This window comes from Algoriphagus resistens, assembly GCF_001442615.1.
Classification (GTDB): Bacteria; Bacteroidota; Bacteroidia; order Cytophagales; family Cyclobacteriaceae; genus Algoriphagus; species Algoriphagus resistens.
In genome coordinates, this window is the sequence record NZ_LMXN01000002.1 from 250593 (window position 1) to 265615 (window position 15023).

13 protein-coding genes are annotated in these 15023 nt (G+C 41.0%); 10 read left to right on the forward strand and 3 right to left on the reverse strand.

Annotated elements, in window-relative coordinates:
* Positions 1-10: 10 nt before the first annotated feature.
* The 3 genes from AS141_RS04380 to AS141_RS26515 form a co-directional block, all read right to left on the reverse strand.
* A complete protein-coding gene (locus AS141_RS04380; RefSeq protein ID WP_057936415.1) occupies positions 11-2422 on the reverse strand; it encodes a TonB-dependent receptor in 2412 nt (803 codons plus the stop codon).
* Positions 2423-2664: 242 nt separating this feature from the next.
* On the reverse strand, positions 2665-3387 hold the full coding sequence (locus AS141_RS04385) for a DsbA family oxidoreductase (protein WP_232424817.1): 723 nt from the start codon (positions 3385-3387) through the stop codon (positions 2665-2667).
* A gap of 318 nt (positions 3388-3705) precedes the next feature.
* Positions 3706-3864, reverse strand: a complete 159-nt coding sequence (locus tag AS141_RS26515) for a hypothetical protein (RefSeq protein ID WP_157243388.1) — start codon at positions 3862-3864, stop codon at positions 3706-3708.
* 422 nt (positions 3865-4286) lie between these two features.
* Here AS141_RS26515 and AS141_RS04390 point away from each other — a divergent pair, with 422 nt between their 5' ends.
* From AS141_RS04390 to can, 10 genes are all read left to right on the forward strand, one after another.
* Positions 4287-4970, forward strand: a complete 684-nt coding sequence (locus AS141_RS04390) for a GNAT family N-acetyltransferase (protein WP_057936752.1) — start codon at positions 4287-4289, stop codon at positions 4968-4970.
* Between the two features lie 38 nt (positions 4971-5008).
* On the forward strand, positions 5009-6202 hold the full coding sequence (locus AS141_RS04395; protein ID WP_057936417.1) for an argininosuccinate synthase: 1194 nt from the start codon (positions 5009-5011) through the stop codon (positions 6200-6202).
* On the forward strand, positions 6195-7163 hold the full coding sequence (argC, locus tag AS141_RS04400; protein ID WP_057936418.1) for an N-acetyl-gamma-glutamyl-phosphate reductase: 969 nt from the start codon (positions 6195-6197) through the stop codon (positions 7161-7163). Before AS141_RS04395 ends, argC begins: the two co-directional genes overlap by 8 nt.
* 170 nt (positions 7164-7333) lie before the next feature.
* Complete coding sequence (locus tag AS141_RS04405; RefSeq protein ID WP_057936419.1) at positions 7334-8479, forward strand: aspartate aminotransferase family protein; 1146 nt, start codon at positions 7334-7336, stop codon at positions 8477-8479.
* A 2-nt stretch (positions 8480-8481) separates the two neighbouring features.
* Positions 8482-9450, forward strand: coding sequence for a Rossmann-fold NAD(P)-binding domain-containing protein (locus AS141_RS04410; protein WP_057936420.1), 969 nt, complete (start codon positions 8482-8484; stop codon positions 9448-9450).
* A gap of 17 nt (positions 9451-9467) precedes the next feature.
* Positions 9468-10268 carry an acetylglutamate kinase gene (argB, locus tag AS141_RS04415; RefSeq protein WP_057936421.1) on the forward strand — a complete coding sequence of 267 codons (801 nt, stop codon included), beginning with the start codon at positions 9468-9470 and terminating at the stop codon, positions 10266-10268.
* Positions 10269-10286: 18 nt separating this feature from the next.
* On the forward strand, positions 10287-11363 hold the full coding sequence (locus AS141_RS04420; RefSeq protein WP_057936422.1) for a M20 family metallo-hydrolase: 1077 nt from the start codon (positions 10287-10289) through the stop codon (positions 11361-11363).
* Positions 11360-12697 carry an argininosuccinate lyase gene (gene argH, locus AS141_RS04425; RefSeq protein WP_057936423.1) on the forward strand — a complete coding sequence of 446 codons (1338 nt, stop codon included), beginning with the start codon at positions 11360-11362 and terminating at the stop codon, positions 12695-12697. The genes AS141_RS04420 and argH overlap by 4 nt, the downstream gene beginning before the upstream one ends.
* A gap of 88 nt (positions 12698-12785) precedes the next feature.
* The gene (locus AS141_RS04430) at positions 12786-14327 is read left to right on the forward strand and encodes a SulP family inorganic anion transporter (protein ID WP_057936424.1); all 1542 of its coding nucleotides are present in this window, start codon (positions 12786-12788) and stop codon (positions 14325-14327) included.
* A complete protein-coding gene (gene can, locus AS141_RS04435) occupies positions 14324-14971 on the forward strand; it encodes a carbonate dehydratase (protein WP_057936425.1) in 648 nt (215 codons plus the stop codon). Before AS141_RS04430 ends, can begins: the two co-directional genes overlap by 4 nt.
* Positions 14972-15023: the final 52 nt, after the last annotated feature.

Below are 15023 nucleotides of genomic sequence, written 5' to 3' on the forward strand. Positions count from 1 at the left end.
TTATAGTAGATTAGAAATTATTAATTCTGTAGTTTAATTTGAGGTAAAAAGCCCTTCCAGGTTTTTGGACTGACAGGTTATCATAAACAGCTTCATCAAATAAGTTTTTGACGTCAAAACTCATGACCAACGTGTTACCCGGGAATACGTAACTAAGTCCTAAATCTTGCGCTAATTGTTGCGGGACTTTAAAAAACTCATCACCAACGGTGTTTGATCCCTGGGGTACCAGGTATGAAAACTCATCTGTGAAGTACATCGTGTAAAAAAGATTTAAACGGGATTTTTTTTGGATTATATCTTTAAATGAATAGCGTAAACTCCCATTCATGGTGAAAAACGGGGTGTTAGGTACGTCTATTTCTACCCCTCTGTTTACAATTTTTAAATCAAAGCGGGAAACATTGAAATTGAATCCAAAATTGTTGTAGTACGAGTAGTCCAATTGGGCGTCGAATCCTTTAGATGTGCCATTCCCCTGATTTTCATAGAGTATGGTTTCATCATTGACATTTAAGGAAGTTTCAATAGGTAACCCAATTCTGTCTTTAATATTTCGTGTGAACAGATTGGAAGAAATCGTAAAATCGTGCTTATCGATGTGGAATGTCCCTAGTCGAAATCCTAAGTTAAAGTTATTGCTAAGCTCTGGTCTGATACTTGGATTGGCTACCACATTATCACCGTCGTTACCAAAGACTTCACTTTCATTTGGCAATCTGACAGCTTTTTCCGCGGATGTTAAAAAAGTGATAGTTGGAAGTACTGCGTAGGAAACAGTATAACCGTATCCTTCATCCACTTTGTTGGCACTTGTAATATCATCTACTATTTCATTGGTTTCTGCATTGATCCCAGGATCAATATTTACAGTTTTTTGCTGGTAGTATTTTCCAAATACGTTGGCCTTAAGTTTTTCATCCAGAGCATTTAGCTCATAGGTAAGGGAGATAATGTTTTTTTGCAGATCTCTTGTCCCCCTGAAAGTATTTTCCAAAACCGATCTTAATTGATCACTATCCACCCGATCTATACCGCTATAAACATGATTAAGCATGATTCTGTGATTCTTGCTAATGGCATAGGAAACCCCAGTTCTGATGGAGGATACATTTCTGTTGATTTTAGCTAGCGTAGGCCCGCCTTCCTGCTGGGAGTTCCATGAATACTTATATTCATTACCTCTAAAATCAATTGCCTTTTCTCCGTTCCAGCTGTATGCCCAGGCTAGCGTATCGCTTACCATGCGGTTTCTCTTGCCGTACAAAGCATTGACATTTACATCCAGTCCGTTCGTGAAAAGATTTTTCTTTTGGTAGGTCAGATTCAAAAGTCTGGCATCCGATTCCATAAACCGATCCTTATAGGGCATAATGGTCATAAAAGCCCCATGCTGGATTTCTTTATAATCACTGGATCCTGTGAAGCCAATTAAAAATTGATCTGCCCATTTTACATCGGTATAGCCAATCTGGAACATTCCCCCCGAGGATCTGTAGGCATCATTGAATCTTCTTGCTGTGATAGGAGTTTGCACACCTCCTATTCCCGTCACCACTACACTTCTGCCTGAGACCTCATAATCATTATCTGAATAATTATGAAAGATGGATCCTTTGACTGTGAAGCCTGATTCATTGAAACGGTACAGCCCGTTGACACTAGCCTGTAATGTGTTAAAAGAACCATAGGAAACCGAAGCGCTGACGTTTGATTGGGTAGAATTTTGAAGTACTATATTAATAGCCCCACCCAAAGCATCATCAGCTAAATGTCCAGGAACAACCCCTTTGTATACCTCGATTTCCTTAATCATTGCAGGCGGAATGCTGTTAAGATTGAATGAGTTGCCGTATGCAGAGATGGGAATTCCATCGATAAAAATCCGGACAGCACTTCCAGACAAACCATTTAAACTATAATTGACCTCAGAACCTAACCCGCCATTTTGACGGATTTTAACTCCCACAGTAGTATTTAATAATTCGTTTGTTTGAATATTTCGAAGGCTGGCTTCTTTTGTATCTACCACATTTACAGCAAAACCGGATGATTCAATTTCACTTTTGTGTGATAGGCCTTGTACTAAAACTTCCTCTAATTCACTATCACCTGCGCGTTGAAGTGTTGTTGAAACCTTGACACTTGGTTTGTCAATAAGGATAGTGAAATCATGGTTTTGAATTTCTATACTACTTACTGCGATCTGATGATTACCAAAGGGGATAGCTGTCAGTTCGAATCTTCCTTTTTCATCTGAGAGTACCCCCCTATTCAATGATTTGATATAAACAGTAGCGTAAGCTACAGGTCCCCCATCGTCAAATGTCAAGGTTCCTGTCACATTCCCAGTCTGGGAAAATCCTCTTATAGATAGTAAGAAACTAATGCAAAAAATAAGTACGGGTATTGCTGCTTTCATAGATTCCTGTTTGAACGGCAGCAAAAGTAATTCTTAATTGTAATTAATCTAAATAAGAACTTGAAGATTTTTTAGAAGCTAGAAAAACACCTTCAGGATATTGATTTGGAAAACAATGTAAAATTCTATTTTTCAGTTTGTTATATAATATTCTTTAGGTGGAATAATTGTTAAAAAAAAATAATAAATAGGGCTACCTGATCTGTCAGGTAGCCCTATTTATAGCTTATCAGAAGCTGCATTTAGCAGTTTTTATTTTCCACATCGCACAAATCACCATCACCCTGAGCAACTTCTATAGTAGGACTGTTTTTTGAAAATTCAGCCCACGCTTTCTTCAGAGTCTGGTCAAAAACCTCATCCGGTTGAGCACCTGAAATCCCAAACTTCCTATCCAAAACAAAGAATGGAACTCCCCTTACTCCCAATTGGCGCGACTCGTAAATATCCTGATCAACTTCATTCTTAAACTTATCAGTAGTAAGCACTTCCAGAACCTCAGCTTCTCCCATTCCAAGTTCTTTTCCTAATCCAAGTAAAACAGCATCGTCATCGATATTGACTGCATCAGTGAAATATGCTTTTAGCAAGCTTTCTTTCATTTGGTCACCTTTCCCCACTGTCTTTGCAAAGTGTAGTATGCGGTGGGCTTTTTTGGTATTTGCTACAACTGTTTTGTCTAAATGATATTCCAGTCCTTCCTGAGCAGCCATATTGGTGACATTTGCGGTGATTTCCTTTGTTTGCTCCAGTGACCAACCTTTTGCTTCAGCTAAGTATTCCTCAGAGCTTTTATTTGGCTGTGTGACCTGATCGGGATTTAGCAAAAAGCTCTTCCATTCGATCTCAAGCAGATCCTTTTGGGGGAATCTTTCAAATGCCTTTTCGATTTTTCTTTTTCCTATGTAGCAGAAAGGACATGCTACATCAGACCATATTTCAATTTTCATGTGTGGGTATTTCATATGATTATAATTTGTCTTTTAAGAGCCATATGGAATCTCGCATGCATTATAATCATCCCAGTGTGTGACGCTGGAGTCATGCTCGATTTCATCTGTTTATAATAGTTTTTCAAAGGTCAGATGGAATCTCGCATGCCTTATAATCATCCTCCTGTGTGTCGAGCTCCCGTCATGGATATTTCATATGATTATATTTTGTTCTCAAACAGCTATATGAACTCCTGCAAGGTGATCCCAATCTTCCTTTGTAATGATTTTGTCCTGAGCGGTTCCATAGCCAGAATCTTTATATTAATTTTAGCTAAACTATGAATCAAGCTAAAAGAGTTCAGCTGCAGTGAAAACAAAAGAATGTCCATCCTGTGCAATGGAAGTAAATGCCGATGCAAAAGTCTGCCCTATTTGCAAATTCGAATTTCCCAAGCGCTCTTCCTGGATCACTTGGATGGCGATTCTGCTTTTGATAGTCTGGATCATAAGCTACCTACTGTGAGAGCTTTGTTTCTTATTCCTTAATAAATCACCAAATAATATTCTGTAAGACCTCATTTTAACAAGATAGACAAGTCATAATTACGAATACTATAAAAAACACGGACTCTCGTCATTTTTTTTGGCAAAATCCTTGCATTTTCTTTTCTAAGGAATGAATTTTGCCTCCCTATTACGCATGACACAAGTAAATCACATAGCACACGGTCACAGCAACGCTACTATAGTAGTGGTGAAAACTGATGCTATTCCTTTTTTCACTCCCTTAAGGACGTGTAGATTTTTCTATAGGGTTTAACCCTATATTGAATTTTTGTATTCCTACGTGGAGTACGTGCCCGCCCTTTACACTTTGATTTATTTACCATTCTTCCGATTCTCACCGGAATTAACACATGCAATCCCTAATGGATAACATTTCTTTCCAGATTATTGTAGCCAATGCTTCTCACAAGGTTTACTCCACCCAGATCACTGATGAGATGGAAAATTCTGCAAAAGCCCGTGGCACTGGCATAGCCAAGCGAAGCCCTGCATACGTGGAAACCAAAATGGAAGAAGGAAAGGCTGTCATTGCCTTGACCACTGATGGAAAATGGGCAGGATTCTGCTATATCGAGGCATGGGGACATGGAAAATATGTGGCCAACTCTGGATTGATAGTTTCTCCTGAATACAGAAAGTACGGTCTCGCCCGTAAAATCAAGAACGAGGTATTCAAACTTAGCCGTAAAAAATACCCGGATTCCAAAATCTTTGGATTGACTACAGGTGCGGCGGTTATGAAAATCAACTCTGAACTTGGCTATATTCCGGTTTCATACTCCGATCTTACAGATGACAATGAATTCTGGAAAGGCTGTCAAAGCTGTATCAATTATGAGATTCTGATGAGTAAAAACAGGCAAAACTGTTTGTGCACAGCCATGCTATATGATCCCAATTCAAAAAGAAATCATACCCAGGAATTAGCCTTACGCGATGATTTCAAAAAAGAGCTCAAGTTATTTGACCGCTGGGTAAGATTAAAGAAATACGTGATGCTTAAATTGAACAAGTCGAAGGACACCATTTCAAGCATCTTTTTATAAATCAATTCTTCCTTTTTGGAAGCAAAAATCCTATTACGATGAAAAAAATAGTATTAGCCTACAGTGGAGGCTTGGATACCACATTTTGTGCCCTGCACCTTTCCAAAGAACTAGGTTATGAAGTGCATGCCGTTTTGGTAAATACAGGGGGATTCTCAGAGGAAGAATTGAAGGATATTGAAGAAAGGGCAAACGGTTTAGGCGTGGCTTCTTTCAAGACGCTTCATGTGATGGATACCTATTACAATGAGGTGATCAAGTACCTGGTATTTGGCAATGTCCTGAAAAACCAGACTTATCCCCTTTCTGTATCCGCTGAACGCATTCTGCAGGCCAAATCTTTGGCCGAGTACGCAAAGTCTATAGGGGCAAAAGCTGTAGCCCACGGTTCTACCGGAGCTGGAAATGACCAAGTCCGATTTGACATGATCTTTCAGACTATCGTTCCAGACATAGAGATCATCACTCCAATCCGCGATTTGAAATTGAGCCGTTCAGAGGAAATCGATTACCTCAAAAAGCATGGGGTGGAAATGAACTTTGAAAAAGCTGCTTATTCTATCAATAAAGGCATCTGGGGTACATCCGTGGGGGGGAAAGAAACACTCACTTCCTCGGACTATCTGCCGGAAGAGGCTTGGCCAACGCAAGCTACAGCCTTTGAACCCTACGAATTAATCCTTTCATTCGAAAAAGGTGAATTAAAGGGAGTTGATGGAAAGAAATATGAGGATCCGGTAGAGGCTATTCAGGCGCTTCAGGGACTGGCAGCACCTTACGGGATCGGTCGTGATATCCATGTAGGCGATACCATTATCGGAATTAAGGGACGCGTTGGGTTTGAAGCTGCAGCTCCCTTGATTATCATCAAAGGGCATCAATTGTTGGAAAAGCATACGCTTACCAAGTGGCAGCTTTTCTGGAAAAACCAATTGGCAGAATTCTACGGCAATCACCTACATGAAGGACATTACCTGGATCCTGTGATGAGAAACCTGGAAGAATTCATGGGCAGTACGCAGACGTATGTGACAGGAGAAGTTCGTGTATTGCTACAACCATTTAGATTCACACTACTGGGAATCAGATCCGAACATGATCTGATGTCCAATAAGTTCGGTAGCTATGGAGAAATGAACAAGGGCTACACGGCTGATGATGTAAAAGGCTTTACCCGCATTTTAGGTAATCAGACTTCGATTTTCCACAAGGTAAACTCAGACAATGACTAAAATCAAAACAGCGATCATAGGGGCAGCCGGATATACGGGTGGCGAATTACTTCGTCTTTTGGTCCATCATCCTGCCTGTGAACTAATCTATGTACATAGCAATAGCCAGAAAGGCAAAAAAGTAAGCGAAGTTCATCCTGATCTTATCGGAGACTGCGAGCTGGTTTTTACTGACCAGGTACAGACAATAGGGATTGATGCAGTGTTCTTGGGATTGCCACACGGACAAACCAAAGGTTTCTTAGCGCAACATTCCTTTTCTCCTGAGACAGTCTTGATTGATTTATCAACTGATTTCCGGGATGAGTCAAATGGCTTTGTATATGGGCTTCCCGAAGTAAATTCGGAGAAAATCAAATCAGGTAAAAAGATTGCAAACCCAGGTTGTTTTGCCACAGGTATTCAGTTGGCTTTACTTCCAGCTATCGCAAAAGGATGGGTAAACAATACGATACAGATCTCCGGGGTGACAGGAAGTACGGGTGCAGGAAAGAAACTGGCTGAAACATCACACTTTAGCTACAGATCTTCAAATATATCTGTATATAAGTTATTTACGCATCAGCATCTAAAGGAAATTAACCAAACTTTTACCCAGTTGAATTCTGATTTCTCCTCTGATATTCTCTTCGTTCCTTACCGTGGAAATTTCCCTCGTGGCATCTGGATTACAGCTTATTTTCCTTTCGGCGGCTCCCAAGAAGAAGCTCTAGAAGCATACAAAGAATTTTATAAAGACGCTGCATTTACACACGTTTCCGATGTGGACATAGACATGAAACAGGCTGTGAACACGAATAAGGCTATCGTCCATGTCCAAAAAGAGGGAGGGCAGTTAGTGATCTATTCAGCCATTGATAATCTGCTGAAAGGAGCTTCCGGCCAGGCAGTTCAGAATTACAATTTGGCGTTTGCACTGGATGAGAGGATGGGCTTGAATCTAAAAAGTATAGCATTTTAAGCTAATAGAAGCTAGACATTTCTAGACATAAGATGCTAGATACAAGATTGTTTGAAAGTCATTTTCCAATAGGGTATTCAAACCTAACATATTCTTTCTCTCAAAATTGAAAATGGTTTGTGTGGTGCAGAATCATCCCGTAAACCGTATTTCTTAAATCGTAATTCAAAATGAAATTATTTGATGTTTATCCGCTGATCCCAGTGACCATTGCAAAGGCTGATGGAGCAAAACTCTGGGATGATCAAGGACAAGAATATATAGATCTGTATGGTGGGCACGCTGTGATTTCCATCGGTCACACGCATCCTCACTATGTAAAGCGTATCGAAAATCAGCTGAGTCAGATCGCTTTCTATTCCAATTCGGTTCAGATTCCTATTCAAAAGGAGTATGCACAGAAACTCGGCGAGCTTTCTGGCTATCCGGACTACGGGCTTTTTCTATGCAATTCCGGTGCTGAAGCCAATGAGAATGCAATCAAGCTTGCTTCTTTTGCTACAGGTAAACCTGGGTTTATCGCTTTCTCAGGCAGTTTTCACGGGAGAACCTCAGGTGCAGTTGCCTTGACTGACAATCCGAAAATAGTTGCTCCCTGCAATACCCGTGAAGATTTCCACATTTTGCCTTGGAATGATCTGGAAGCTGTAGAGGAAGCGTTGAAGGGAAATACTATCGCAGGCATTATCATCGAGGGAATCCAGGGCGTAAATGGCATTCAGGTACCAAGTTCAGAGTTCCTGCAGGGATTAGCTTCCCTGTCAAAGAAGTATGAAGCCAAATTGATTTTGGACGAAGTACAGTCCGGATTTGGGCGCACTGGAAAATTCTTTGCCCATCAACTGGCTGAAAATGTAAAGCCGGATATCATTTCCATGGCCAAAGGAATGGGCAATGGATTTCCTATAGGCGGAATTCTGATTTCACCGGATTTTAAAGCTTCCTATGGACTTTTGGGTACTACCTTCGGGGGTAATCATTTAGCTTGTGCTGCAGCGTTAGCGGTAGTAGAAGTTATTGAAAAAGAAAATCTTATAAAAAATGCAGCTAAGCTTGGAGAGAAACTTCTGCAAGAATTGAAAGGTATCTCAGGAATCACCGCTATTCGTGGAACAGGCCTGATGATAGGCATTGATCTGGATCGGGAAAGCGGTCCAGTACGCTCAGAATTGGTGAAAAAATACCATATGTTCACCGGCAGCGCAGCAGGAAAGAATACGATAAGACTACTGCCACCTTTAAATATCGAGTGGAATCAGTTAAATTCGTTTTTATCCGCATTAAAAGAAATCTTAAGTCAATCCCCTTCCAGTTAATAATGGCCAATATTATCCAGTCACTTCAGCACTTTACCAAGTTCGAATCCTTCGATCTGGGCAATCAGCTCATCGAGCAAGCACTGATTTACAAGGAAAACCCGACGCTAGACAACACGAAAGGTGTCGGTAAACGCATAGGATGTATTTTCCTCAACCCTTCACTCAGGACTCGTGTTTCTACTCAACTGGCAGCATTAAACCTGGGAATGGAACCTATCGTGCTGAATATGGATAAGGAAGGCTGGGCACTTGAAATGCATGCCGGCGTAGTGATGAACCGTGGGACTGTCGAACATATCAAAGATGCAGCTGCCGTGTTGGGATCATACTTTGATATTCTTGCTATCCGTGCATTTCCGTCGTTGACCAATAAAGAGGAAGATACCAGTGACTTCGTGTTTTCGCAGTTTGTAAAATACTCAGGAATTCCTGTGATAAGCCTCGAGTCTGCCATTCGTCACCCACTACAAAGCCTGGCTGATCAAATCACGATCCGTGAGAATTGGTCTGGAAAGAAGAAACCAAAAGTAGTCTTGACCTGGGGGCCACATATTAAGGCCATACCCCATGCTGTGGCAAATTCTTTTGCAGAATGGACGCTCGGAATGAATCATGAGCTAACAATAACCCATCCTACCGGTTATGAATTGGACGAAGAATTCACCAAGGGTGCTACTATAGAATATAATCAAAATAAAGCATTGGAAGGTGCTGATTTTGTGTATGTTAAAAATTGGTCTTCTTTCAATGATTATGGGAAAATAATTTCCACTGATCCTTCTTGGATGCTAACCGAAAATCATTTTGCCCAAGCTCAAGATGCAAAAGTAATGCACTGCTTACCTGTACGTAGAAATTTGGAATTGTCTGACGAAATATTGGACGGAAGACGCTCCTTAGTTCAGCAACAAGCAAAAAACAGAATTTTCGCTGCTCAATCAGTTATTAGTCATCTGCTCGGACAGTAATAAAGTAAACTTGATTTATGAAAATCAGTATTATCAAAATCGGAGGCAACGTCATCGATTTTCCTGAAAAGTTAAATGAATTCTTAGCTCTTTTCGCCAAGTTCCCCGGGCATAAAATATTGGTCCACGGTGGTGGAGTGATGGCTTCCAGATTTGGTGAATCCCTTGGAGTAATGCCTGAAATGGTTGACGGAAGAAGGATTACAGACCAGGAGACTCTTGATGTGGTCACTATGGTGTATGCCGGTTTGATCAATAAAAACATCGTTGCGAAACTTCAGGCGCTGAAAGTAAATGCAATAGGGATGACTGGTGCTGATGGAAATATCATCAGGTCAATTAAGCGTCCGGTTAAAGGTATTGACTATGGGTTTGTGGGTGATATTCAAGAAGTTAACACTAAGCTTATTGATCATTTACTTTCAGGTGGTTTACTTCCTGTAGTGAATGCAATTACCCATGATGCCAAGGGGCAACTATTGAATACGAATGCCGACAGCATTGCCTCTGCCCTGGCTACCAGCTTAGCTAAGGAACATCAGGTCAATCTTTATTTCTGCTTCAACAAAAGTGGGGTGCTGATTGATGAAAAGAACGAGAACTCCATCATTCCACTCATTAACGAAGATATTTACGAAGAACTGCGAAAGGAAAATGTCATCCACTCGGGAATGATCCCAAAATTGGACAATGCATTCGAAGCATTGGAAAAAGGGGTTAATCATGTGTGGATAGGGAAGGCAGAAAACCTTCATTTGGCTGCAAAGGGAAAGCTCTCTGGAACAACTATCGAGAGAAGCCGATACGACCTATACTAAGACAAACAAAAGACGACGATGGGTTTATATGATGATGCAGTACAGCTTCTTACTCAGTTAATAGAAATTACATCCTATTCCAGGGAAGAAAGCTCTACAGCTGAAGTTATCGAAGAATTTTTTACTGCACGGGATATAGAAGTCCATAAATCCGGAAACAACGTCTGGGCTCTCGCAGCCCCTTTTGATAAAAACAAGCCTACTATCTGGCTGAATTCCCATCATGATACAGTAAAGCCAAATGCCGGCTATACCAAGGATCCATTTCTGGCAAGTATAGAAGATGGTAAACTTTATGGCCTCGGAAGCAATGATGCAGGAGGACCTTTGGTAAGCTTAATAGCCACTTTTACACACTTTTATGGGCAGATTCTTCCATTCAATCTCATTATGATCGCTTCTGCGGAGGAGGAGATTTCAGGCAAAAATGGAATCTCATCACTGATCAACCAGCTTCCACCATGTGAGCTGGCAATTGTCGGTGAACCTACGCTAATGAATTTGGCGGTAGCCGAAAAGGGGCTGATGGTGATCGATGCAAAAATCTATGGAAAGGCGGGTCATGCAGCCCGTGAAGAAGGCATCAATGCACTATATCTGGCTTTGGACGACCTTCAGAAAATCAGGGATTTTGATTTCAAAAGAAAATCCGCATTTCTGGGCAAAACCAAAGTATCAGCAACAGTTATACATTCAGGACAGCAGCACAATGTCGTACCGGATCTCTGCGAGTTTGTACTCGATGTCCGTGTTACCGACGCATATACTCTGGAAGATGCTTTGGAAGAATTAAAAGAATCTCTCAGCGCTGAACTGATTCCCCGCTCTATGAGGCTTCAGTCTTCCCATGTGCCTGTAGGGCATTTGATTCTTAAAGTAGCCGAGCAGCTTGGACTGAAGACCTATGGCAGCCCTACCCTATCGGACCAGGCTTTGATCCCCTACCCGTCTGTTAAAATAGGACCGGGTGATTCGGCAAGATCGCATTCGGCAGATGAATATATTTACTTGAACGAAATTCAGACTGGCATAGAAGGGTATCTAAAAATCCTAGAAACCTACGCTAATATGCTTACTCAAACTAATTTGAAATGAAACTTTGGCAAAAAGAAACCGGAAGCAAAAAAGAAGTAGAATCGTTTACCATTGGTCGTGATCCAGAGTTTGATATACTTCTGGCTCCTTACGATGTGTTGGGTTCAATGGCTCATGCACAGATGCTTTCTACAATTGGTCTTTTGACGGCCGAAGAAAATGAAATTCTCCAGCGGGGGCTAAAGGATATTTATTCGGAAATAGAAAAGGGCGTATTTGAGATCGCTCCTGGTGTGGAAGATGTGCATTCTCAGGTGGAATTTTTACTTACGGAGCGTTTCGGAGACGTCGGCAAGAAGCTCCACAGCGGTAGAAGCCGCAACGATCAAGTCTTGGTTGATCTGAAGCTTTATTACAGAAATGCGGTCAAGGAAATTGTAGTAGAAACTGAAGGGCTGTTCAAACTCTTGATTGAGCTGGCAGAAAAGCATAAAAACGATTTAATGCCAGGCTATACCCATACGCAACTGGCAATGCCCTCTTCTTTCGGGCTTTGGTTTAGTTCCTTTGCCGAAGGGCTGTCAGAAGATATGGGCTTGTTAAAAGCTGCTTTTGATTTGGCAAATAAAAACCCGCTTGGCTCAGCGGCAGGATATGGTTCCAGTTTTCCGCTGAATAGAACGATGACTACTGAACTTCTGGGGTTTGGAGATCTGCACCATAATGTGATCAACGCCCAAAACAGCCGAGGTAAAACAGAGAAGACCTTGGGATTTGCTATGGCAGGAGTAGCAGGAACCTTAAACAGACTGGCATCGGATGTATGTATTTTTATGAACCAGCATTTTGCGTTTATCGCTTTTCCGGATGAACTCACTACAGGAAGTAGTATTATGCCACATAAGAAGAATCCTGATGTTTTTGAGCTGATAAGAGCGAAGACCAATCAAATTCAGGCAATTCCGAATGCAATTACAATGCTGTTGACCAATACTTCCACTGGTTATCACCGGGACTTACAATTATTAAAGGAAGAAATTTTTCCTGGAATTGAAACCTTGAAAAGTTGCCTTCGTATGACTCACTTCATGCTCAGCTCTATAGAGATCAGAAAAGATATCCTTTCAGATCCCTTTTATAAGCACCTTTTTTCTGTGGAAGTTGTCAATGAGCTAGTTTTGAGGGGAGTACCTTTTCGGGATGCGTATAAACAGGTCGGGATGGAAATTGAGTCAGATAGATTTGCCCCTGATCAGAATAACCTTAACCATACACACGAAGGAAGTATTGGAAATTTGAACCTTGATGCTATTGAAAAAAAGATGGAAATAGCGATTGGTGACTTCGGTTTTCAATCTATTGATCATCAAATGATGAACATGCTAAAATATTGAAGAAATCATTTTTTGAGTATTTTAGTAAATAGTTTAATTTTAATCGAGACAACAAAACCCACACCAGCTTTAAATACATGTTATTCAAATGAACACCCTTCTAGGAAAGAATTTAAAATACGATTTAAAAGCCAGTGTAGTGGTTTTTCTTGTTGCACTTCCCCTTTGTTTAGGAATTGCGATAGCCAGTGGGGCACCTCCCATGTCTGGACTAATTGCAGGCATAGTAGGTGGAATAATAGTAGGTGCGCTATCAGGATCCCATGTCAGTGTAAGTGGACCGGCAGCAGGATTGACTGTGATAGTACTTGACTCCATCAATAGCATGGGGACCTTTCCCCTTTTCCTGGCAACGCTCGTCATTGCAGGTTTAATTCAGCTGGGATTGGGTATAGCCAAAGCCGGTGTAATAGGATATTATTTCCCCCATGGGGTCATCAAAGGCATGCTGACTGCGATTGGTCTGATATTGATTTTAAAGCAGATACCACATGCATTAGGCTATGACGTTGATGCGATGGGAGATGAAACCTTTCTTCAGGCGGATAATCATAATACAATCACAGAAATATGGTATGCGTTCAAATATTTCAGTCCAGGAGCAATTCCTATTGTTCTTATTGCGTTGGCCATTCTAATTATCTTTGAAAGACCAAGAGTCAAGAATCATAAAATTTTTGGGGTTGTACCCGGCGCTTTATGGGCAGTAATCTCCGGGATTCTCATCAATATTTTATATGGTGTCTGGAAACCGGATTGGCAATTAAACGGAGAGCATCTGGTAAGCATACCGATGGTTGACAGTCTAAGTGAAGCTGGAAAACTTCTCACTTTCCCGGATTTCTCCATGATCGGTGAAAGTACGTTTTGGATTGTGGCTGCGACCATTGCTATCATAGGTAGCTTGGAAACACTATTGTGTATAGATGCAGCAGATAAACTTGATCCCCACAAGAGAACTACCCCGCCAAGCAGAGAACTGGTGGCCCAGGGCATTGGCAATTCTTTTTCAGGGCTTATCGGTGGACTTCCCATCACAGCGGTGATCGTAAGAAGTTCAGCTAATATAGCATCAGGCTCCAGAACAAAAATGTCAGCTATTTTCCATGGCATATTGTTGATGATTTTAGTTCTAAGTATTCCTAACATCCTCAATATGATCCCGCTCAGTTGCCTTGCTGCCGTACTGTTTGTAGTCGGGTACAAACTCGCCAAGCCTTCCATATTCATTAAGATGTATGAAAACGGTTGGGACCAGTTTATTCCTTTTATAGTGACTGTAATTGCGATTTTGTTTACAGATCTACTTGTAGGAATCGGTATCGGTATGGTGTTCGGACTGTTCTTTGTGATCAAGACTAACTTTACACGTGCTGTTACTCTTACTGAACTGAACGGAAATTATCTCTTAAGTCTTCAAAAAGACGTATCCTTCCTTAATAAGGCTCTTTTAATGAAAAGCCTTTCACAAATACCGGCAAACACTAAAGTGATAATAAATGCCCAGAAGGCCCAGTTTATTGATCATGATATTCAAGAGGTTTTGAATGACTTTATTGAGTCATCTTCTGATAGAGGCATCAAAGTATCGGTGGAAGGTTATAGACATAAAATATACGAAAAGATATGAATCCTTACGAAAAACTATTACTTCAAAACAAAGCATGGTCAAAAGAGCAAAACAGCTCTGACGAAAATTTTTTTTCTAGATTAGCAAAACAACAATCACCCAAATTCCTATGGATAGGATGCTCGGATAGTAGGGTTCCTGCCAATCAGATCACAGGCACAGATCCTGGGGAGATCTTTGTGCATAGAAATATTGCAAACATGGTAGTTCATACTGACCTCAATATGTTAAGTGTGTTGCAATATGCGGTGGAAGTATTGAAAGTCGAACATGTTATTGTTTGTGGCCATTACGGTTGCGGAGGTGTGGACGCTGCCATAGGAAATAACAATCTTGGCCTGATCAATAAATGGCTAAGAAATATCAAGGAAGTCTATAATCTCTATAAGGATGAAGTAGATGCTATGGAAAGCCACGAGGCGAAAGTAAATAAACTGGTAGAATTCAATGTGATCGAACAATGTCAGGATCTGATTAAAACCTCCATTATCCAAAAGGCTTGGAAGGCCAGAAAAGCTCCCCAAGTCCATGGCTGGGCGTATGGACTTAATGATGGCCTGGTCAAGGAACTGGTAAATATTGAACCTGAATTTGAAAATATCAATCCAATCTTCAGATATAACCTGGATCAATTGGATTCCTAAGAACAGTTTTTTTGACCGTGGATGAAGAATTATTTTGATTTTTCATCCACGG

Excerpts from the sequence above, each read along its gene's own strand:
- AS141_RS04380 (WP_057936415.1), bottom strand. The coding sequence starts at position 2,422 with ATGAAAGCAGCAATACCCGTACTTATTTTTTGCATTAGTTTCTTACTA.
- AS141_RS04385 (WP_232424817.1), bottom strand. The coding sequence starts at position 3,387 with ATGAAATACCCACACATGAAAATTGAAATATGGTCTGATGTAGCATGT.
- AS141_RS26515 (WP_157243388.1), bottom strand. The coding sequence starts at position 3,864 with ATGATCCAGACTATCAAAAGCAGAATCGCCATCCAAGTGATCCAGGAA.
- AS141_RS04390 (WP_057936752.1), top strand. The coding sequence starts at position 4,287 with ATGGATAACATTTCTTTCCAGATTATTGTAGCCAATGCTTCTCACAAG.
- AS141_RS04395 (WP_057936417.1), top strand. The coding sequence starts at position 5,009 with ATGAAAAAAATAGTATTAGCCTACAGTGGAGGCTTGGATACCACATTT.
- argC (WP_057936418.1), top strand. The coding sequence starts at position 6,195 with ATGACTAAAATCAAAACAGCGATCATAGGGGCAGCCGGATATACGGGT.
- AS141_RS04405 (WP_057936419.1), top strand. The coding sequence starts at position 7,334 with ATGAAATTATTTGATGTTTATCCGCTGATCCCAGTGACCATTGCAAAG.
- AS141_RS04410 (WP_057936420.1), top strand. The coding sequence starts at position 8,482 with ATGGCCAATATTATCCAGTCACTTCAGCACTTTACCAAGTTCGAATCC.
- argB (WP_057936421.1), top strand. The coding sequence starts at position 9,468 with ATGAAAATCAGTATTATCAAAATCGGAGGCAACGTCATCGATTTTCCT.
- AS141_RS04420 (WP_057936422.1), top strand. The coding sequence starts at position 10,287 with ATGGGTTTATATGATGATGCAGTACAGCTTCTTACTCAGTTAATAGAA.
- argH (WP_057936423.1), top strand. The coding sequence starts at position 11,360 with ATGAAACTTTGGCAAAAAGAAACCGGAAGCAAAAAAGAAGTAGAATCG.
- AS141_RS04430 (WP_057936424.1), top strand. The coding sequence starts at position 12,786 with ATGAACACCCTTCTAGGAAAGAATTTAAAATACGATTTAAAAGCCAGT.
- can (WP_057936425.1), top strand. The coding sequence starts at position 14,324 with ATGAATCCTTACGAAAAACTATTACTTCAAAACAAAGCATGGTCAAAA.